Origin of the sequence: Thiocystis violascens DSM 198, assembly GCF_000227745.2 — a bacterium.
Taxonomy (GTDB): Bacteria; Pseudomonadota; Gammaproteobacteria; order Chromatiales; family Chromatiaceae; genus Chromatium; species Chromatium violascens.
On record NC_018012.1, the window covers coordinates 584,279 to 604,571 of the forward strand.

The window sequence follows — 20,293 nt, forward strand, 5'->3', positions numbered from 1 at the left end:
AAAATTAAAAAATGGATGTTTACTTATGAAAAATCTCAAGATCGGCTGGCGTGTGCTCATTGGGTTTGCCCTGTTGCTGTCGTTGACCGTCGGGATCACCCTGCCGCTGGTGCTGGCGCAATTGAGTGAGATGTCCGATCGCGCCGAGCGCCGCCATCTGGACGACCTGTTTTTCACCCTGAGCAATGCCATCGCCGAGCAGGGGGAGCGCGCCCAGGCGTTGAGCGCGACCATGGCCCGGATGCCCGAGATTCAGAAGGCGTTCGCCGACGCCGACCGCGCGCGCCTGACCGAATTGACTCACCCTATTTTCGAGTACATGAAACTGCGTCACGGGGTGCGCCAGTTTCAATTTCTGACCGCTCCCGCGACCTCTTTCCTGCGTGTCCACATGCTGGATCGTTATGGCGACGATCTGACGGCGATCCGTCAGACGATCGTCGAGGCCAATCGTACGCAGCAGCCAGTGCGGGGCCTCGAAACCGGCGTGGCCGGTCTGGGGGTGCGTGGGGTCGAACCGGTCTCCTGGCAGGGCCAGCCGGTGGGGGTGGTCGAGTTTGGCCTGTCCTTCGACCAGGCTTTTTTTACGGCATTCAAGGAGGATTTTGGCGTCGATGTCGCCCTGCAACTCCCGGACGGCGAGGGATTCAAGACCTTTGCGGGCACCATCGAGGGCGGCAGCGCCTTCGACCCCGAGTCGCTGCGGCGCGCTCTGGACGGCGACATCCTCACCCGTCATCTGGATTACCGTGGCGCCCCGGCGGTGGCCTATGGGCGCGTCATCAACGATTTCTCCGGGCGTCCGGTCGGCGTGCTGGAACTGCTGATTGACCGGACGGATGCGGCGACCGCCTATCGCACGGCGCTGATCTCGATTCTGACGGCCACCGGACTGCTGCTTCTGATCGGCCTGGTCCTGGCCTGGTTCACCGCGCGCAGCATTACTGTACCGATTCGCGCCACGGTGGAGAGACTCTATGCCATCGCCGATGGCGACGGCGATCTGACCCGGCGGTTGGACGCGACCGGGCGCAACGAACTGGCCGAACTGGCCCTCGCCTTCAACGGCTTCGTCGATAAGATTCATGAGTTGGTCACCCATTCCGCAGGCGCCGCGTCCCAGATGGCGGCGGCGGCCGAGCAACTTGCGCTCGCCAGCGCCGACACCAGCCGTCAGGTCGCTCAGGAGCAGTCCGAAACCGATCAGGTCGCGACGGCCATCAACGAGATGACAGCCACGGTGGAAGAGGTGGCCCGGCATACGGCGGAGGCCGCCCGCATGGTCAGGGACACGCAGCGCGAGGCCGATGCCGGCGATCTGATCGCCCAGCAGGCCGTTACCGCCATCGAGGGTCTGGCGGCGGAGGTCGAGCAGACGGGCGCCGTCGTGGCGCGTCTGTCCGAGGACAGCAAGGAGATCGGCGCGGTGCTGGAAGTGATCCGGGGCGTGGCCGAGCAGACCAACCTGCTGGCGCTGAACGCGGCCATCGAGGCGGCGCGCGCGGGCGAGCAGGGACGCGGCTTCGCGGTGGTGGCTAACGAGGTTCGCACCCTGGCCAGCCGCACCCGCGCCTCGACCGAGGACATCGCCCAGAAGATCGAACGGGTGCAGACCGGCTCGGGGAGCGCCGTGGCCGCGATCGGCCGCAGCCAGATCCAGGCGTGCGCGAGTGTCGATCAGGCGCGCCAGGCCAGCGAATCTTTCAAGACCATCGGCGGTGCGATCGCCGCGGTCAATGATTTGAATACGCAGATTGCCAGCGCGGCCGAGGAGCAGACCGCGGTCGCCGAGGAGATCAACCGCAACATCCACATCATCTCCAGGACGGTCGACCAGACCGCCGCCGGCTCCGCGAACATTGCGCAGGCCAGCGGCGAACTGGCGCGTCTGGCGGCCGAACTGCAGAACGGGGTGGGACGGTTCAGGATTTAAGGCCATTTCCTGGAATCAATTACCGACAGAGACAGAGAGGCCGTTAATGGACCGGAAACCACCGAATCCGTTCGTGGCGAGCCCTTTGCTTTCGCGCCCTGTGCCGTCATCGATCAGAATCATTATCGTTGAAGACGATCCGCTCCTGGCCAGCGTCATGCAGCGCTGTCTGGCCACCGAGGATTATTCGGTCGCCGTCGTCACCTGTGGGACCGAATTGCTCCTCCAGTATCGCTCGGAAGGCGCGGATCTGGTGCTGCTCGATCTCAATCTGGGCGCCGAGGACGGGATGGATCTCGCCCGCGAACTGGCCGCGACGACCGCGGTTGGGCTGATCATCGTCAGCGGACGCACCGATCTGCGGGATCGCGTCGAGGGACTCGATGCGGGTGCCGACGACTATCTCATCAAGCCTGTGGCGCTCGCTGAGCTGCGCGCGCGCGTTCGGGCGGTGCTGCGCCGTCGCGGTCAGGCCGTGAAGTCCGATGGCCGTTTGCGGGCCGGATCGGCGACATTGGATCCACGGACACGCCGGCTCTGCCGCGAGGGCGGCGAAGACGTCGTTCTGACCGAAACCGAGACCCTCATCCTGGCCGAGTTGATCCGCCATCAGGGGCGCTCGATCAGCCGTGCGAGTCTCCGGCGGGGAGCCGATTGGAGCCCCGACGATCGTTCGGTCGATGTCCATATCGGGCGCATCCGGCGCAAGTTGCGGGAAGCGAACTTTAAGGAACTGATCATCCTGCCGATTCGCGGTCACGGTTACCGGCTGACTGTCGAGCCCTAACCCTCGATCTCGTGACGCTTCCCAAGATTGACCGCTCCCGAATGCGGCACGCCTTGGGCTAAGTTTCCTATTCGGAACGGATTTCACGGTTTCAAAAATCTTTACAAACCTTTACTTGCCTTCGTCGCCACCCGACAGACTTAATGCAGCCCAGAGAAATCTGGCCGTCATTCCCCGGTCGGAAGCATTGGGTTTGCGAGTCCAGCGGGGCTTGATGCGGACCGACCGCGCCGGCGCCCCGATTCCGTTTGACCTTTACACCTGACCACGATTTTTTCGGAGATGGATCTGCATGCATATTCTGTATCTTGATGACGAGCCGCGTATGGAGTCCACGTTGCGGCGTTTGGTTCAGCGTCAGGGGCATGGCTTCGAGTTCTGCGCATCGATCAAGGCGTGCAAGACCGCCGTGGCCGCCAAGGCGCCGGACCTCTTGCTGCTCGATCTCGGATTGGCGCAGGAAAGCGGTCTCGATGTGATCGACTGGCTGGCCGATGAACGCATCCCGCTGCCGGTCGTGTTCCTGTCGGGATACGGCGACGATCTGCTCGACACCGCGCAGCGGATCGCGAAGTCGCGCGGCGTTGAAATCCGCGGCCTGGTCTCCAAAGCGCTGCTGGCGAGCGACCTGATGCCACTGCTCGATCCGCCGCCAGTCGGTTCGCCGCACAGACTCCCGAGCGCCCGCCCGGACGCGGCCGATACCTCGATCATCCGACTGAATGCCGCCGTACTGGCCGAGCGCATCGAGGCCGGCGGCGTGGAGCCGTTCTTTCAACCCATCGTCTCCTTGATGGATGGGCGTCCTTGCGGCGTGGAGGTGCTGGCGCGGTTGCGCCTGGCGGATGGCTCTCTGATCGATGCCGCTGACTTCATCCCGCTGGCCGAGGCATCCGGACTGATCGCGCCCATGACCAGGGCGCTCTTTCGTCGGATCATCGCGCTCAAAGAGCGTCTGCGGCCTCTCTATCTCGATTTTCTCGCGGTGAACCTGTCGCGTGTCACGATTGAACAATTGGATGTCGTCGACGTGTTACAACCCCTCGTCACCGAGTTGAAAGGCTACTGTCACGTCATCGTGGAGGTGACCGAAACCGCGGTCTGTCACGACCGTCACCTGCTGCAGACCGCCGCCGCCCAGATTCAACTACAAGGCGCGTCGCTGGCGATCGACGACTTCGGCACCGGTTATGCGTCCCTGCGCGACCTCGCGGAGTTTCCCATCACGATTCTGAAAATCGATGCCAGCTTCGTGTCGGAGATGTTCGAATCCATGAAGGCCATGACCGTTTTGATGGCGATCATTGGGCTCGGTCAGCGTCTCGGCCTCAAGATGATCGCCAAGGGCGTCGAGACCGAGGCCCAACGCGACTTGCTGTTCAGCGCCGGGTTGGAATTTGCCCAAGGCTACCTGTTCGGCCGGCCCGGCGAGTTGGCGGCGATCGAGCGGATGATCGCGGCGTCGCGCTTGAGCGCTGACGGCTCCGACGCCTTTGACGCGAGCGATCTTTTGGGCCTGAGCACCTAAACCGCGTCCGACATGGTATGCGTCGTTTTCGGTGGTCAGCCAGTTTGGTATCTCCACCAGGCCGGACGGGGCATTCACCCCATCCAGCCTCAAGATGTCCATGAAGCCGTTCGTGGTGAGGCCCCTCGAACCATAAACGGCTTCACGCGCCGCGGCTGAGGATTTCCCGTTCATCCCATTCGACAAGCTCTGACAGGGTTAACGTTTTCTCATGGAGGATCTTGATGACCACCCACCATCCTGGACCTGGCGTCTCGGTCAGCGCCGTGCGTCGCGCACTGTTGACGGCGCTGCTCGCGGCCGCGGCGGTGGCCGCGAATGCCTTTCCGCTCCCGCTCTTCTTGGGGGTCGATCTGCTGTTTGGCTCCGTGGTGGCGCTCCTGACGCTGGTCTGGCTCGGGTTTGTCCCCGCCCTGCTGGTCGCCGCCGCAGGCGGCGTCTACACCCTGTTGCTGTGGGGGCATCCCTATGCGCTGATCATCTTCGTCGCCGAGATCGCGGTCATCGGCGGGCTGCGCGAGCTTGCCCGGCGGCGCGGACGGTCAGCGCCGCCGCTGGCCGTCGCCAGCGTGGTGTTCTGGCTGCTCGTCGGCCTGCCGCTGGTGCTGTTGTTCTATCGTCTCGGACTCGGCTTGAACGGGTCGCAAACCCTGCTGATCGCCCTGAAGCAACCGCTCAACGGCATTCTCAACGCGGCCCTGGCGAGCTTGATCCTGCTGTTGGTCGCGCTGGCTCGCCAACCGCGCGGCGGGATGCCGATCGCCGATTTTTTCTTCGCCACCCTGCTGACCGCCATCCTGCTGCCGGGGCTCCTGATCGCCACCTCCGACAACGCGGCCCCCTTGATCGACCGTGCCCAACTGGCCGTGATGGAGGCGATGGAGACGCTGACGTTCCTGATGCTGATCGCCCTGCTCGTCGCCTGGATCGGTAGCCGCCATCTGTCGCGTCTGTTGCAGTCTCTGAACGCCAGCGCGCGCCATCTGCCGGTGGCGATCCGCGATCGCGCGCCCTGGATCGCGCCGCCAGCGGATCTGTTCGTCGAAACGGACCAATTGCTAACCACGCTGGCCGTGATCGCCGACTCGCTGGACGCCAGCTTCCGTGCGATCGAACACGAGCGGGCTAATTTCCGCGCCTTTTTCGACAGCATGGACGATCTGATCTTCGTGATGACGCCCGAGGGTCGGATTCTCGATGTCAACTCGTCCGTCGAACGCAAGCTCGATTATCGCGCCGAGGAGCTGGCGGGGATGTCGATCATGGCGCTCCACCCGGCGGAGCAGAGTCAGGATTGCGAGGGGCATCTGGCCGCGCTGCGAGTGGGCAAGCGCGACACCTGCTTCCTGCCCTTGGTGACCCGGGAGGACGCCCGGATTCCGGTCGCCGCGCGGATCTGGCGCGGGCAATGGAATGGCCAGGATTGTCTGTTCGGCGTTGCCAAGGATCTCACCGACGAAATGGCGGTACGCGACGAATTGCGCGCCGAGCGCGATCTGTTCTCCGCCGGGCCGGTGCGCGAGGCGCGCGGGCAGGTGGTCGAGAGTCGCGGCTATCTGTTCGACCAGAGCCATCTCCGGGAAACTCAACAGGCGCTCGCGCGCGAACGCCAGCGCCTGACCAATGTCATCGACGGCACCCGCCTGGGCACCTGGGAGTGGAACCTGGAGACCGACGCGGTGGTGTTCAACGAGCACTGGGCGGGGCTCTGCGGCTATCGGCTCGCGGAGTTGGCGCCGACCTCGCTCGCGACCTGGCGACAACTGGCGCATCCCGACGATCTCCTGGTCAGCGAGGAGCGAGTGGCCGCGCACCTGAGCGGTCGGTCCGACCGGTATGTCTGCGAACTGCGGATGCGCCACCGCGACGGTCACTGGGTCTGGGTGCGCGACGAGGGACGCGTGGTCGCGCGCGATGCCGCGGGTCGGCCACGGATCTTCGCGGGCACCCATACCGACATCAGCGAACGCCAATCCGCCAAGCTCGAACTGAAACGGCGCGAGTTGCTGGATCGCCTGCTGGTCGATCTGGCTGGCGAACTGGTCAACCTGCCGCCGGCTGGACTCGATTCCTTCATCGCGCGTTCATTTGGGCGCTTCGGCCGCCATCTCGACCGCGCCTTTGTCTGTCTCGTCGACGAAGGGACCGACACCCTGAGCAAGACCCATGAGTGGACAGCCGCCGACGTGACGCCACGACACGCGCACGGTCAGCGCACGCCGCAGGCGGATTTCCCGATCCTTCTCCAGCAACTGCGCGCCAATGAACCAGTGAGCCTGCACAACGTGTCCGAGTTGCCCGCGGACTGGCGCGACGAATGCGCCCGGCTCGCATCTCCGGAGACGCGCTCGCTCTTGCTGATGCCCATGATCCACGCCAATCGGTTGCTTGGGATCATCGGTCTCGACGCGGTGCGTCTGCCGCATCGCTGGAGCATCAACAAGCGCGAGTTTCTGCGGGTGTATTCCAATCTGCTAGTCGGCGCGCTCCTGCGCGAGCGCACCGATCTCAAGCTGCGCGAGAGTCTTGCGCATTACGATCGGCTCGCGGAACAGACTCGCTCCGTCGCCTGGGAGGTTGACGCGCAAGGGCTTTATACCTCTGTCAGTCCGCTGGTCGAGCTGGTACTCGGGTGGCAACCGGGCGAACTGGTCGGAAAACGCCATTTCTACGAGCTGGCGCCCGCCGCCGACCGCGCGACGATCCAACGGCAAGGGCTCGACGTCTTCGCCCGTCACGCACTGTTGCAGGATTTCGTCAATCTCGCCGAGCATCGCGACGGTCGGCGGGTCTGGCTGCTCACCCACGGTCAGCCGTTTTTCGGCGCGGATGGCGAACTGCTGGGCTATCGCGGCACCAGTCAGGACATCACCGCGCGGCAAGAGACGCTCGCCCGGCTCGCCGCCAGCGAGCAGCGTCTGCGCACCGTCTTCGACCATGCTCCGATGGGGATCGCCATCCCGGATCGGGAGCGCCGCTTCGTCTATGTCAATCACGCTTATGCCCGTCTGCTGGGCCGCGCGCGCATCGAACTGATCGGTCAGCCGATCGACCCCATGATTTATGAGGACGATCGGGCCGAGACCGATCGGCTGTTTGCCGAACTCCTATCGGGCCAGCGCGACAGCTATCGTATGAATCGGCGTTATGTCCGTCCCAATGGCGAGATCGTCTGGGGCGATCTGCGGGTTACGCTGATGCCGGGGGAAGCGGGCGAATCGCCGCTGCCGGTCGGCATCGTCGAGGATATTACCGAAAAACTGGTGGCCCAGGCGGACAACAAGCGGCTTCAGCACGAACTGGAGAGCGCCCGCGAGCGCGAGACCATCGGTCATCTCGCCAGCGGAATCGCACATGATTTCAATAACTTGCTCGGGGTCGTCGACGCCAATCTCTATTATCTGAGCGATTCGCTGAGCGGGGAGGGCGCCGACCCGGAGATCGCCGAGATCTTGGGCGAGACCCGGAGCGCGCTCGGTCATGCCAAGATCATCACGGCGGGCATGCTCTCCTTGAGCCGGGCCGGCGGGATTCCCCGCGAACGGGTGGCGCTGAGTCAGGTCTTCGAGGAACTGACCGCGATCCTGAGGCAGTTGTTGCCGAGTGTCCTCGATGTACGGATCTGGACCGAAGCTGGTTTGTTCGCGTCCAGCAATGGCGCCTTCCTCCAGGCGACCCTGCTCAATTTGGTGCTCAATGCCCGCGACGCCATGCCCGATGGCGGCCAATTGTCGCTGGAAGCCTGCCTGGTGAGCGCGGCGCCAGTCTTTCCCCCGCGTCTTGGCGAGGCGCCGAGCGGCGCGCACCTCGAAATCCGCGTCAGCGATACCGGCCACGGCATGCGCCCCGAGACCCTGGAACGCATCTTCGAGCCGCTGTTTTCGACCAAGGCCAAGCAGCGCGGTCACGGACTCGGGTTGTTCATGGTGCAGGAATTCGTCACCCGTACCGGCGCCGCGCTCGCGGTCGCTTCGCGCTTGGGCGAGGGGAGCGAATTCCGCCTGTGGTTGCCCATCGACGCCAGCGCGCCCGCCGCGCCTCTGGAGTTAAATCACACGCCTCCCATGACCGGCCTCGGCGCCGTGCCGCGGGTATTGCTGGTCGAGGATGATCCGCGGGTTCGCGAATCGGTCGGTCGCCTGCTGACCGCGAACGGCATCCGTTTTGCCGCCGCCGAACATGGCGCCGCCGGTCTGGAGCGCTTGCGGCAAGAGCCGGACTTCGACCTGGTGCTGTCGGATATCGCCATGCCAGTGCTCGATGGGATCGACCTGTTCCAGACCCTCGCGTGCGAACGCCCGGACTTGCCGGTCATTCTGATGACCGGCCAGGAGCTGCAACCAATCCGTCTTGACGCCGACGAACGATGGCCATCGATTCTGCCAAAGCCACTGGATCCCGACCGGCTCATGCACGCGATTCGCGATGCGTTGTATCGCTCTGATTCCGCGCCCGTGTGGGATGCCTCCTGAGAACCGTTAAACCGATGAAACCTAGAGCGTGCCGCGCGCGGCGAAATAATTCGCCATGCCCAGACGTCACCGAACACAAGCGCGCGCGGAGGAGACGCTCCGCGAAACCAACCGCCAGCTTCAGGATGCCAACGCCCGCGCCAAGGAGACCGACACCGGGGATGCGGTCCTGCTGCGCTTCGAGGTGCGCGACACCGGGATCGGGATTCCGCTCGACAAGCTCGGCCTGCTCTTCAACAAATCCTATGACCTGGTGCTGATGGACGTGCAGATGCCGGTGATGGATGGACTGGAGGCATCGCGCCACATCCGCGATCCAGGCAGTGCCGTCCTCGATCATGCCATTCACATCATCGCTATGACCGCCAATGCCATGCAGGGCGACCGCGAGCAGTGCCTGGCGGCGGGGATAAGCGACTATATCGCCAAGCCGGTGCGCCCCGCGGCTCTGGCCGAGGTCTTGGAAAAATGACTCGGTCCCTGGGAGCCCGGGACGTGAACCACGTCCGGCAAACGCCCCGAGCGTCTCGATCACCGATTCAGTTTGAATTCCCGCTCGCCATGACCTGCTTCGGCCTCACCGGACTGCGGGCGCTTGAGGCGCCAGCGGCCAATCACTTGCTGGCTCAGGTACTCGATACCCTGCTTGGCGTGCTCGACCTGAATGCCCAACTGTACCGGCTCGGCCCGGAGTATTTTGCGATCCTGATGCATCAGAACACACCACGTATTAACGCACTCGATGTGGCACTGCACGCCAATTTGGCACTGGCGCGCGAATCTTTGGGGCCGGCAACGCCGGTGCTCTGCCTGGGCACCGTCATTGCCGGAGGAGGGCGATCATCTGCGCGAGATTCTGCGGCACATGGACGCGATGGCGCTGGCGTCGGAGTCCGCGCCCTAGCAAAAACGCTCGGGTGCCGGCGGCGCTCCGGGAAGCTGCATGCTGATGCAGTGCAGACTGCCGCCCTGGCGGATCAGCGGGCGGCAGTCGAGCGTCAGGATGTCGCGGTCGGGGAACAAACCGCTCAGGATTGACCGGGCCTCGGCATCCGCCGGATCGCCATAGATCGGAAGCAGCACTGCGTCATTGACGATCAGGAAGTTGGCGTAACCCGCCGGGAGTCGCGCGCCGTCCGCGTCGAGAATCGGCGTGGGGCAGGGGAGGGGAATCAACCGATAGGGATGGCCATGGGGATCGCGCAGCGCCTTCAATTCCGCTTCCATCGCGGCGAGTTCGGCAAAATCCGCATCATCCGGTGCGGTGCAGCGGGCGTAACAGATGGTCCGAGGATCGCAGAAGCGGGCGAGTGTGTCGATGTGTCCGTCGGTATCGTCGCCGCTGATGGCGCCATGTTCCAGCCAGAGAAAATGACGGATGCCGAGTCGGGCGGTGAGTTCGCGTTCGATGTCCGCGCGTGAACGGCCGGAATTGCGCCGTGGATCGACCAGGGTGCGGGTGACCGCGAGCAGGGTGCCCCGGCCGTCGGTCTCGATGGCGCCGCCTTCGAGCACCAACTCGCTGGTTTCCAGGAGTGCATCGCCGAAGGCGCCGGACGCGGCCAGACGTCCGGTGATCCGGTCATCCAGGTCGGCGCTGAACTTGCCGCCCCAGCCGTTGAAGCGAAAATCCAGCAGCAGGGTCCGCGTCTGATCGGTCAGGAGACTGATGGGGCCATGGTCGCGCGCCCAGGTATCGTTGCTCGGGGCAATGCCGAGATCCAGCCGCGCGGGATCCGCGCCTGCCCGGGTTGCCAGACCCCTCACGCGTTCGGCATGATCGCGATCCCGGCAGACGATCAGAGCCCTTTCGTAACGGCTGATGGTGGCGGCAAGATTGGCATAGAGCGTCTCCACGTCATCCAGGTGGTCCGCCCAGTCGGTGTCGGCATGTGGCCAGGTCAGCATGACCCCGTGTTGGGGCTCCCATTCGGCGGGCAGTCGGCGCATTTAGCGGGTCTCGGTTGTTTGGGTTGTTTGAGGAGTTACACCGCGTCCGGCGCGGGAGTTGGCATTATGATTCGTCGGCCAGATGAGCGCCGCTCTGTTGCGCTGGGGCCGACGCAGTTTCGCGACCGATTCTAACTGTCCAAGGGCGATGCCGGCGAGAACGCTGGCGCTGATCGAGGGTCGGACGAACGTCCATCGGTACGATTTCGGTGCTCGGATAAACACCTGGGGAAGCGGGCACGCACCACGCATCCACGTCAATCACGATCCTGGAGGATTCATCCTATCAAACGCCCTGCTGAGTCAAGTCACCTCGAATCCTCCGAATACACGGCGATCTGCCAGGCCGTCGTGCGCGCCGGAACGCTGATGGCGGCGGCAGGCACCGGCGCCTATCGCGTCAAGGAAGAGATGAACCGGGTCGGCACTGCGCTGGGTCTGGACGCCGTCCATGCCGAGGTGACGCTCAACACGGTGATCGCAACCTGCCTGCGTCAGGGCCAGAGTCATACGCTGGTCGGGACCATTCCCGCCGTGAGCGTCAATGCCGGGCGGATCGTCGAGATGGAGGCGCTGGCGCTGAACACGCCACCGGACACGAGCGTCGAGGACTTTAATCGACGGCTCGACGCCATCGCTCGCCAGCCCGCCCGCTACGGACCTTTCACGACCGCGCTGGCGGCGCTGGTCGCCTGCGCGGCCTTCTGCTTTCTCAATCACGGGGGCTGGGTCGAGTGTCTGGGGGTGGCCGTCGGGGCGGGCGCGGGACAATTCCTGCGCGCGACCCTGGCCCGCTATCGGCTCAATCAGCTCGGCGTCACCCTCATGGCGGGGGCGACGGCCTGTCTGCTCTATCTGGGGGGCACGGGACTCCTGATGAGTCTCGGGGTGCCTAGCGCGCGGCATGCCGCCGGCTATACCTCGGCGGTGCTCTTCCTCATCCCCGGCTTTCCGCTCATTACCGCCGCGCTGGATTTGGCGCGTCTGGATTTTACCGCGGGGATTTCGCGCCTGACCTATGCGATCCTGGTGATCACGGTGGCGGCGATCAGTGCCTGGCTGGTTGCCGAATTGGTCCATCTGATTCCGCTGCGGGCGCCCGAACTGAATCTGCCGCGGTCGACACTCCTGCTGTTGCAGTTGCTCGCCAGCTTCTGCGGCGTCTTCGGTTTCGCCATTATGTTCAACACACCGCTGCGCATGGCGCTGGCGGCGGCGTTCATCGGCATGCTGGCCAATACGCTGCGTCTCTATCTGGTGGATATGCAGTGGCCGTTGCAGGTGGCCGCGCCGATCGCGACCCTGCTGGTCGGCCTGCTGGCGGCCGGGGTGTCGCGCTGGATGCGCTGTCCGCGCATCGTGCTATCCGTGCCCCCCGTCCTTATCATGATTCCAGGGACGACGGCCTATCAGGCGCTGGTTTACGCCAATCAGGACATGCCCATGGAGGCGATCACCAATGCCTACGAGGCCATGTTCATCGTCGCCGGCATTGCCATCGGGCTGTCGATCGCGCGGATGCTGACTGATCGTGCCTGGGTGTTCGAGGGCCGACTACCCGGCGCGGCTTCCAGGTAAAACCGGTCGTCCCGAGCCGGCGCTGGTCGATGCAACATTCCGCGGCCCACTCCAGCCGTCAACGAACCGCCATAATCAACAGGATGACGAATAGGACGACGGCGCCGAGCGGCAGGATGGCCGCCTGCCAATCGCCTTTCTGGGCCTTGGGACCATTTTCCTGCCACTGTTTGTAGACGGGCCAGAGATAGAAGAGCATCAGAACCAGCAGCGCGGCGGCGGCGATCTTCAGGAACAATTCCATGCTGTCCTCCAGTGCGAAACAAAAACCCCGGCGCGCGGGCCGGGGCTTGGGGTCATGCGTCAGCGGTCGTTCAATCGTCGCCGCCCATGATTCCGAGAATCTGCAACAGGCTGATAAAGATGTTGAAGATGCTCAGGTAAATGCCATAGGTCGCCATGATGTAGTTGGTTTCCTCGCCCCGCGCGATCCGGCCCGTGTCGAACAGGATGAAACCGCTCATCAGCAGAATGATGGCGGAGGAGATGGCCAGCGACAGCGCGGGCATCTGCAGGAAGAGGTTGGCGATGATCGCGATCATCACCACCATCATTCCGGCGAAGATGAAGCCGCCCATGAAGCTGAAATCGCGCTTGCTGGTCAGGGCATAACCAGACAGACCCAGGAAGATGGTAGCGGTTCCGCCGAAGGCGAGACCGACGGTTTGCGGTCCGTTCGGCAGGGCCAGATATTGGGTCAGGATGGCGCCGAGCCCAAAGCCGAGCAGACCGGTGACCAGAAAAATCACCCCGATGCCCGACGCGGAATTCGCGGTTCTGGGCAGAACGAAAATTCCGAGCACCATCGCGACGATCACGGACGCCAGATAGGTCCAGGCCGGCATCGCCAGCGCGATGGACAGCATAGCGGTCAGCGCGCTGAATCCCAGCGTCGCGGACAGCAGTAGATAGGTGTTTTTGAGGACTTTATTGGCCGAGATCGCACCTTGGGCGTCACGGACGACTGAAATACCTGGATTAGCCATGTGGTTCATTCCTCAGTTTGAGCGGATAACGATTGGGTGGTGACCGAGTATGAGACCCGGCGATACGGATACGGTTCCGAAAGCATACCTGACGATTCAGCCGGCGCAAGACATCATCGATGTTGGGCAAAGGCTCGGCGTGCGGTATGATGCCGCGCTTGAGGATATGGGCAATTTAGATGGAGCCAAGGGTTTCCCTTGAGTTTTTGCAATGCCCGGAGAGGTGGCTGAGCGGTCGAAAGCGGCGGTCTTGAAAACCGTTGACTCGCAAGGGTCCGGGGGTTCGAATCCCTCTCTCTCCGCCAAATATGCGACATAAGCCCATAATTTTATGGGCTTTTTTGTTTTCTAGCTTTGATCAGCCCGCCACTCAGCCCACCACATCAAATCCACTGTTAGGTGCGGCATGCCCGCAATCAGCCGATTCGCTGCGCCGAACCATATTCGGGTCAGTTCGAGTCGCTACAGCATTCCAGTGCTACTGGTCGTCATCAATGACAGACCATCCCCACGGTTAAGTTGGATCTGAATAAAATTGGGTCACATATACCAAATGTGAGGAGCGTCCTTGCTCCTTCATCCCTGAGCCTCACCACTCCATTGTCTCCGCCCTCCGGTCCTTGACCGCGAGTGATTTCCTTCGCCTTCGCCATCCCGCGCGCCATTCGGCCTGGACCTTTGCGGTCCAGGCCGGACAGGCGCGGTTTGGCGATCAGTCGATGCGGCTCGGGTGTTTTCTGCGATCTCAACGGAGTTTTCCCATGTTGATTCAATGTCCGTCTTGCCAGTCTCACCGGGTTGTCACCCGCAATGTGGCGAAAAAAACGGGCGCGGTGATCGGTGCCGTAAGCGGTGCCGCATCGGGAGCCGCGCGCGCGCTCGCTGGCGCCAAACTCGGTGGCACGCTCGGTATGGATGTCGCGGGACCGATGGGTGCGACCGTCGGTAGTTTGGCCGGCGCACTCGTCGGGGGTTTGCTGGGTGGAACGGCAGGCTGCCTGGCCGGGGCACACCTGGGAGAAGCGATCGACGAACAGATCATGGACAACTACCAGTGTCTCGCCTGCGATTACCTCTTCAGCCATGCCCACGTCACCACCGACCAGGACCGACCAGGACCGAGTCTCTGGTCTGACTAATCTTTTTGCTCCACGTCGGCGCATCGAGCGTCTGCTGCGCGGCCTTGCCGCGTGGCTTTTTAGGAGGATTCCATGTTCCCTCTCGTTGAAACCATGGCCGATACCGGCCAAGCCCCCTGGCATCGCCTTGGACAGGCATTGCCTCCGAAACAACCGATTGAAATCTGGGCACGTCAGGCCGGCATGGATTGGAGCATCCGTGAAGCGCCGGTGTGCTTTATGACCGAACGCGCGGGTGCGCTAGTAGCGATCACCACCGTCAGCGATCAGAAAGTACTCTATCGCAGCGACACCCACGCGCCCTTGTCGGTGGTGAGCGAGCGTTACCAAGTGGTGCAACCGCAGGAGGTGTTGGCGTTTTACCGCGATCTCGCCGAACAGTCGGGCTATGAACTGGAAACGGCAGGGGTACTCAAGGAAGGCAAGAAGTTCTGGGCACTGGCGCGAACTGGCCAGGAAACGACGCTGAAGGGAACGGATCGGGTGAAGGGCTATTTGCTGTTGGCCACGTCTTGCGATGGCACACTGGCCACCACCGCCACGCCAACGACAATCCGGACGGTCTGTAACAACACCCTCGCGGTCGCCTTCAACGGCAGCCGCAGCGCCATCAAGGTACCGCACCGAACACGCTTCGATGCGGTGGCGGTCAAACAACCACTGAAGGTCGCGGTCTCGCACTGGGATAGCTTTCTGTATCGCATCAAGATGCTGTCGGAACGCAAGGTGAAGAATCATGAAGCCCTGCACTACTTCCTCCAGGTGCTGTGCCAATCCGACCAACCCGACCGCACGGTCAACCCAGGCTTGAGCAACGAGCGGGCACTGAAGACGGTGCAGCGCCTGTACGAAGGACAGGGGCGAGGCGCGGATCTCGCGGCAGCGAATGGGACGGCCTGGGGTCTGCTGTGCGCCGTGACCGAGTATGTCGATCACGAAAAACGAGCGCGCAATCATGGCTATCGTCTCGATAGCGCCTGGTTCGGTCAGGGTGCCCTGCTGAAACAACGCGCCTTGGACAAGGCATGGCAACTGGCGGCTTAACGTCAAGTTTTTCCGTCCTCCCGCTGTTTTCGCCATCACCCTGCTCGGTGTCGCACCGAGCGGGGTTTTTTCTGTCCTTAACACGCAACGTTATAAAGCGCACTGTCGTGTGCGGGGTTCGATCTTCCGGCACGCATTCAACCCAGGAGGTTGTGATGTCTTTGTCTCCCTTGTTCAACCGCATGGATCCGATCCATGTCTATTCCCGTGCCCAGGCGATTGCCGACGGGGTGCTGATGGATGTCTCGGTCATGGCCCAGGAAGCGGGCTTTCAGGTGCCGGTCGCAGTGACAGCGGCGGTGTGGGCCGATTGCGTGGCCTGGCCGTTTCAGGATGGTTTGCAGGACGAACCCGGTCGGCTCTGGGATGTGCTGACGATGGCGCGGATCGAGGCCCGTCGGCACGGCAACTTGCAAGTGGTGCCGTTTCGGGTGCTGCGCGTCCCTCGGGGCGGTGCCAAGCCGGCGTTGACGCAACTGACGCTGCATATCGGCCCCGGCGATCAGGCGGAGCCGGTGATCACCATTCTGCAACCCGGAGAGGATTGAGCCATGAGCATGCAAGTGAGCTGGTATCGGGTCGAACGCATTCAGGTGTCGGCCAATGGGGCACTGTTGAGCGATGGCAGCCAGACGATGTGCTGGTGGCAGGAGTTGGAACTCTTCGATCCGCAAGACGCCTTGATCGGACGGATCGTGCTGCACTTGACCAGCCCGAAAGTCGCGTTACCGGTCGGCGAGCAACCGCCGTATTGGGGAATCGATCCCCGGCAAACAGGGGCGCTGGCGCTGCTGGACGGGGAAGCGCCGTTCTAATGGTGGACGCTTGGGAGGTTGGCCCCTCGCAAGCGTCCGGTTACTCACTCCGAAGGCACATTCACAAGTAAGGAGTCTCAAGCATGTTCCACCAAGCCGAACGACGCCAAGCCAAATTGCGCTTGGCGCTCTGCGGTCCCTCGGGATCGGGCAAGACCTACAGCGCGTTACTGATTGCGCGGGGCTTGGCGCCCGACGGTCAGATCGCCCTGATCGATAGCGAACGGGGCAGCGGGGAGTTGTATGCCGATCTGACGCCCTATGATGCCACCTTGATCGAGCCGCCATTTAGCCCGGCGCGCTATATCGAACGGATTTGCCGGGCGGAACAGGACGGCTATGACGTGTTGATCGTCGATAGCCTGAGTCATGCCTGGACCGGGGAAGGCGGGGTGTTGGATCTCCACGACAAAGCGACCGCCGCCAGTCGCTCGGGCAATTCCTTCATGGCGTGGCGCGAGGTCACGCCGCAACAGACGGCCCTGGTGGATGCCATCCTGGGGGTCAACCTGCATGTGATCGTGACGATCCGCACCAAGACCGCTTACGACGTGGTGGACGACCACAAAGGCGGCAAAAAGCCGATCAAGATTGGACTGGCCCCGGTCCAACGCGACGGACTGGAGTACGAGTTGACGACCGTGCTGGATCTGGCGGTGGACAGCCATGTCGCCACGGCCACCAAGGACCGGACGAGTTGCTTCGACGGGCAACATTTCGTTCCCACGGTCGGCACCGGCGAGGTCTTTCGCCGGTGGCTGGACGGCGGCAGCGATCCGCTCGCCGACAGTCGGCAGCGGTTGCAGGCGCTGCTGGCGGCGGTCGCTCCGATTGACGCGCTTCCGCATCTCACGAACTGGTGGCGCCAACACCGCTCCGACATCGCGTTGCTGACCCCAGCGGATCGGGAAGCCCTGACCGCGTGTTGCAGCGACCGCAAGCTCGCCATCCTAGAGGCCGCTCACGCGAATCCCCCGCCCGCCGGCAACGGTCAGGACACCGACCGCGAAACCCGTGGCCGCTCGGCCATGAATTAACCCACGTCACCCATCCACGCGATCCTCCCTGGGAGCGCGCTTCTGGAGCATTGCCCATGACTGCGACGCTGAAACTCTACGAACTCTCGACCGACTATTTACGCGCCCTGGATGCCTTGACCGCACAAGAGGATCTGCCCCCGGACGCCATTGCCGACACCCTGGACGGACTGGCCGGGGCGTGGGAAGACAAGGCGCTCAATGTCGCCCGCTATGTGCGCAACTTGGAAGCGGAAGCCGACGCCATCGCGGACGCGAAGCAGCGCATGGAGGCGCGCGCCAAGGCCACGACCCATCAGGCCGCCCGGCTCAAAGCCTATCTGAAGCTGGAACTGGAACGGACGGGATTGACCCCGAAAGCGCCGGATCTGGCGGTGCGCCTGCAAAAAAATCCGCCCTCGGTGCTGGTGGAGGATGCCACGCGCTTGCCCGATGCCTACCGGCGCACCGAGACGGTGACGACCATTCTGAAGACCGAGATTCGCGCGGCACTCAAGGCCGGTCACAGCGTGGCCGGTGCCCGTCTGGCGTCATCGACGCGGTTAGTGATCGCGTAACCCGCGCTCGCTTGTCATTTCACCCCCTGGGGAGCGCCCGCCCCCACGGGGGCGGTGCGTCTCCCGCGCTTGCTTTGAGGAGACCCGCATGACCACGATCCCCACAGGACAAACGTTTAACGTCGCCGCCACCTTCGGCGTCAACGCCAAACCGGGCTTGGAAGTCCACGGCTTTGCCGACGACGCCCATCCGCAGATTCCGGTCAGGCAGCCCTATGTCTTTCGTCCCGAATTGCTCCGGGATGTGCTGGCCTATCTGCACGCTGCCAATGGTGACGGCTTGTTCCTGACTGGACCCACGGGCAGCGGCAAGACCTCGCTGATCTGCCAGATTGCGGCCCGGTTGAACTACCCGGTCCAAACCGTGACCTGTCACGGTCGCTTGGAACTGAACGCTTTAATCGGTCAGTTCGTGCTGATCAATGGCTCCACGCGCTTCGTGCATGGGCCGTTATCGGTCGCGGCCAGGGATGGGCACCTGCTCATCCTGAATGAATCCGATCTGATGGACCCGTCCGAACTGGCCGGTCTGAACGACATTCTGGAAGGCCAGCCGCTGGTGATCGCGGAAAACGGGGGCGAGGTCATTCAACCGCATCCCCAATTCCGCGTCTTCGCCACGGGGAATACCGCAGGTTCAGGAGATCGGTCAGGGCTGTACCAGGGCACCTTGCGCCAAAACCTCGCCTTTATGGACCGGTTTCGTGTCATCAGCGTTGGGTATCCAGACGCAGACACCGAGAAGCAGGTTGTTCTCGCGGCGGCTCCCAAGCTGCCACTCGACATCATCGACAAGATGCTGCGCGTGGCGGAGGACATCCGGCGCTTGTTCTTGGGGTCCAGCGAAGGCGAGCCGGAGCTAACCCTGACGATGAGCACGCGGACCTTGGTGCGTTGGGCCACCCTGAGCTTGACGTTCAAGGGCGCTCCGAATGTCTTCGAGTACGCCTTGACCCAGGCACTCACGGCGAGAGCCGAACCGGAACAGCAGGAAGCCATTCATCGGATTGCCGCCGACATCTTCGGCGACTACTGGCAGGCGACGCCATGAAGTCCTTCGCGTTGTACCGCTACACCCATCCCGACGGCACCGCCAAGGAGTGGGCCTACAGCCATCTGGGCAATGGGACTGCCGAGATCCGCTGGGGACCGAGCAATCAACTTCGTCAGTGTCAGATCAAGCCGCTGCGGGAGGCGCAGGAACGCGCGCAACAGAAGCTCGGGAAGGGCTATCGACCGATTGGGACGATTTGGCTCGATGACGCGGGCCGACCTGTCAACACCCACGCGGTACGACCCCTCCGCAAGAACACTGTCGATCTCACCACCCTGCTGGGTCCAGGCGACAGCTTCTACTTCTAACTTCAACCCATCCATCGCCAACAGCGGCGCATTCGTTTGCCGTGGTGAGGCGGGCGTGTGCGCCGTGCTTTGGCAGGAGATCAACATGCAAGCCATCACCACCATCACCGATCAAGTCACCTTGGTCATCTTGTCCATCGCGATTTGGTCCGGACGCAAGAAGCTCCGCGCCGAAGACCTGAAACTCGGGGCCGAGATGCCACCGGAGGATCTGGTGTCGCTAGGAAGCAAGCGCGTTTGCGATCCGGACGCCTTAAAGGGCTTTCATCGCATCAAACAGCGTGCGGATCGCGCTTGTTTGCGTGTCGGCACTCGTTTTCTGGGCGGCTATGCCGTCCCGCATGCCCACGCCGAAGCCTTGGCCGAACAGTTGGACATGATCAAGACAGAGTTCGACCGGGAAACCCGGACCTTTCTGTGTGGTTACGACCAAGCACTTGAGCAGTGGATCAATCGTCTGCCCGAGTTCGAGGAACCGATTCGCAGAGCGATCGAGCCTGCTGCTGTTGTTGGCGCACGGCTGCGCTTCGGCTACCAACTGGTGCAAATCGCACCGGCGGACCATCCCGGCACCTTGGCCGAGGAGGTGGCGGGGCTCGGCGACGGGATTTTTGCGGAAGTCAGCCAACTGGCGCGCGACCTGGACGGCAGTTTCGAGGGCAAGGACAAACTGCACCGCCGCGCGCTGGGCACCTTCGGACGCATTCGCGAGAAGCTCGCCTGTCTATCGTTTCTCGACGAACGCATTCAACCGGTCGTTGATGCGATCGACGATTGGGTCGGGCGTCTACCCATGGCCGCACCGATCACGGGTGGCCTCTTCAACGAAGGAATGGGGCTGGCGCTCTTGCTGTCCGATCCGCACCGCTTGGCGCGGCACGGTGCCGGTCAATGGTCGCTGCAACACGACACTGAAGGTTGGGAACCGGACGCCGAGCAACCGTCGTTCGCGGCTGTGGACGGCGAACAGGCGGCGGTCAATCCAGGGTCCAGGCGTGCGAGCCGCGAGATCGAGAGTTTCTTCTTTTAACCGACACCTCAAAAAACCCTCGTCTTCATCCCCCAGGCGCTTCACCCAACCGGTGAGGCGCCTTTTTTTTATTGG

19 protein-coding genes and 1 tRNA gene are annotated in these 20,293 nt (G+C 63.1%); 16 read left to right on the top strand and 4 right to left on the bottom strand.

The genetic code is table 11. The features are described 5' to 3' along the window. The first annotated feature begins 25 nt into the window (after nucleotides 1–25). From THIVI_RS02720 to THIVI_RS25990, 5 genes are all read left to right on the top strand, one after another. Nucleotides 26–1,933, top strand: a complete 1,908-nt coding sequence (locus THIVI_RS02720; RefSeq protein ID WP_014777116.1) for a methyl-accepting chemotaxis protein — start codon at nucleotides 26–28, stop codon at nucleotides 1,931–1,933. Between the two features lie 46 nt (nucleotides 1,934–1,979). Beyond that, on the top strand, nucleotides 1,980–2,720 hold the full coding sequence (locus THIVI_RS02725; RefSeq protein ID WP_014777117.1) for a response regulator transcription factor: 741 nt from the start codon (nucleotides 1,980–1,982) through the stop codon (nucleotides 2,718–2,720). A gap of 292 nt (nucleotides 2,721–3,012) precedes the next feature. After that, a complete protein-coding gene (locus THIVI_RS02730; RefSeq protein ID WP_014777118.1) occupies nucleotides 3,013–4,248 on the top strand; it encodes an EAL domain-containing response regulator in 1,236 nt (411 codons plus the stop codon). Nucleotides 4,249–4,472: 224 nt separating this feature from the next. Continuing rightward, complete coding sequence (locus THIVI_RS02735; RefSeq protein WP_014777119.1) at nucleotides 4,473–8,720, top strand: PAS domain S-box protein; 4,248 nt, start codon at nucleotides 4,473–4,475, stop codon at nucleotides 8,718–8,720. 55 nt (nucleotides 8,721–8,775) lie between these two features. Beyond that, a complete protein-coding gene (locus THIVI_RS25990; protein WP_014777120.1) occupies nucleotides 8,776–9,192 on the top strand; it encodes an ATP-binding response regulator in 417 nt (138 codons plus the stop codon). Nucleotides 9,193–9,251: 59 nt separating this feature from the next. Here THIVI_RS25990 and THIVI_RS02745 read toward each other — a convergent pair whose 3' ends face one another. Continuing rightward, nucleotides 9,252–9,434 carry a hypothetical protein gene (locus THIVI_RS02745; protein WP_041446791.1) on the bottom strand — a complete coding sequence of 61 codons (183 nt, stop codon included), beginning with the start codon at nucleotides 9,432–9,434 and terminating at the stop codon, nucleotides 9,252–9,254. A 186-nt stretch (nucleotides 9,435–9,620) separates the two neighbouring features. Further along, a complete protein-coding gene (locus tag THIVI_RS02750) occupies nucleotides 9,621–10,670 on the bottom strand; it encodes an agmatine deiminase family protein (protein ID WP_014777122.1) in 1,050 nt (349 codons plus the stop codon). 351 nt (nucleotides 10,671–11,021) lie between these two features. On the opposite strand from THIVI_RS02750, the gene THIVI_RS02755 reads away from it, so the two are divergent. Then, the gene (locus THIVI_RS02755; protein WP_014777123.1) at nucleotides 11,022–12,248 is read left to right on the top strand and encodes a threonine/serine exporter family protein; all 1,227 of its coding nucleotides are present in this window, start codon (nucleotides 11,022–11,024) and stop codon (nucleotides 12,246–12,248) included. A 58-nt stretch (nucleotides 12,249–12,306) separates the two neighbouring features. Here THIVI_RS02755 and THIVI_RS02760 read toward each other — a convergent pair whose 3' ends face one another. Beyond that, on the bottom strand, nucleotides 12,307–12,492 hold the full coding sequence (locus THIVI_RS02760) for a hypothetical protein (protein ID WP_014777124.1): 186 nt from the start codon (nucleotides 12,490–12,492) through the stop codon (nucleotides 12,307–12,309). 70 nt (nucleotides 12,493–12,562) lie between these two features. Next, entirely contained in the window at nucleotides 12,563–13,234 is a 672-nt protein-coding gene (locus THIVI_RS02765) for a Bax inhibitor-1/YccA family protein (RefSeq protein WP_014777125.1), read from the bottom strand. Nucleotides 13,235–13,451: 217 nt separating this feature from the next. On the opposite strand from THIVI_RS02765, the gene THIVI_RS02770 reads away from it, so the two are divergent. The 10 genes from THIVI_RS02770 (at nucleotide 13,452) to THIVI_RS02815 (ending at nucleotide 20,218) form a co-directional block, all read left to right on the top strand. Further along, nucleotides 13,452–13,539: transfer RNA gene (locus THIVI_RS02770), tRNA-Ser, on the top strand. A 456-nt stretch (nucleotides 13,540–13,995) separates the two neighbouring features. After that, entirely contained in the window at nucleotides 13,996–14,373 is a 378-nt protein-coding gene (locus THIVI_RS02775) for a hypothetical protein (protein ID WP_014777126.1), read from the top strand. A 72-nt stretch (nucleotides 14,374–14,445) separates the two neighbouring features. Next, nucleotides 14,446–15,417, top strand: coding sequence for a DUF932 domain-containing protein (locus THIVI_RS02780; RefSeq protein ID WP_014777127.1), 972 nt, complete (start codon nucleotides 14,446–14,448; stop codon nucleotides 15,415–15,417). Nucleotides 15,418–15,572: 155 nt separating this feature from the next. Further along, nucleotides 15,573–15,965 carry a DUF6573 family protein gene (locus THIVI_RS02785; RefSeq protein ID WP_014777128.1) on the top strand — a complete coding sequence of 131 codons (393 nt, stop codon included), beginning with the start codon at nucleotides 15,573–15,575 and terminating at the stop codon, nucleotides 15,963–15,965. 3 nt (nucleotides 15,966–15,968) lie between these two features. Next, nucleotides 15,969–16,232, top strand: a complete 264-nt coding sequence (locus THIVI_RS02790) for a hypothetical protein (RefSeq protein WP_014777129.1) — start codon at nucleotides 15,969–15,971, stop codon at nucleotides 16,230–16,232. A gap of 83 nt (nucleotides 16,233–16,315) precedes the next feature. Further along, nucleotides 16,316–17,269: an ATP-binding protein gene (locus tag THIVI_RS02795; protein ID WP_014777130.1), complete on the top strand. Its 954-nt coding sequence runs from the start codon at nucleotides 16,316–16,318 to the stop codon at nucleotides 17,267–17,269. A gap of 56 nt (nucleotides 17,270–17,325) precedes the next feature. After that, the gene (locus THIVI_RS02800) at nucleotides 17,326–17,826 is read left to right on the top strand and encodes a siphovirus Gp157 family protein (protein ID WP_014777131.1); all 501 of its coding nucleotides are present in this window, start codon (nucleotides 17,326–17,328) and stop codon (nucleotides 17,824–17,826) included. 88 nt (nucleotides 17,827–17,914) lie between these two features. Next, complete coding sequence (locus THIVI_RS02805; protein WP_014777132.1) at nucleotides 17,915–18,877, top strand: AAA family ATPase; 963 nt, start codon at nucleotides 17,915–17,917, stop codon at nucleotides 18,875–18,877. Next, entirely contained in the window at nucleotides 18,874–19,188 is a 315-nt protein-coding gene (locus THIVI_RS02810) for a hypothetical protein (RefSeq protein WP_014777133.1), read from the top strand. The genes THIVI_RS02805 and THIVI_RS02810 overlap by 4 nt, the downstream gene beginning before the upstream one ends. Beyond that, nucleotides 19,085–20,218, top strand: a complete 1,134-nt coding sequence (locus tag THIVI_RS02815) for a DUF3150 domain-containing protein (RefSeq protein ID WP_245537360.1) — start codon at nucleotides 19,085–19,087, stop codon at nucleotides 20,216–20,218. Before THIVI_RS02810 ends, THIVI_RS02815 begins: the two co-directional genes overlap by 104 nt. The last annotated feature ends 75 nt before the right edge of the window (nucleotides 20,219–20,293 follow it).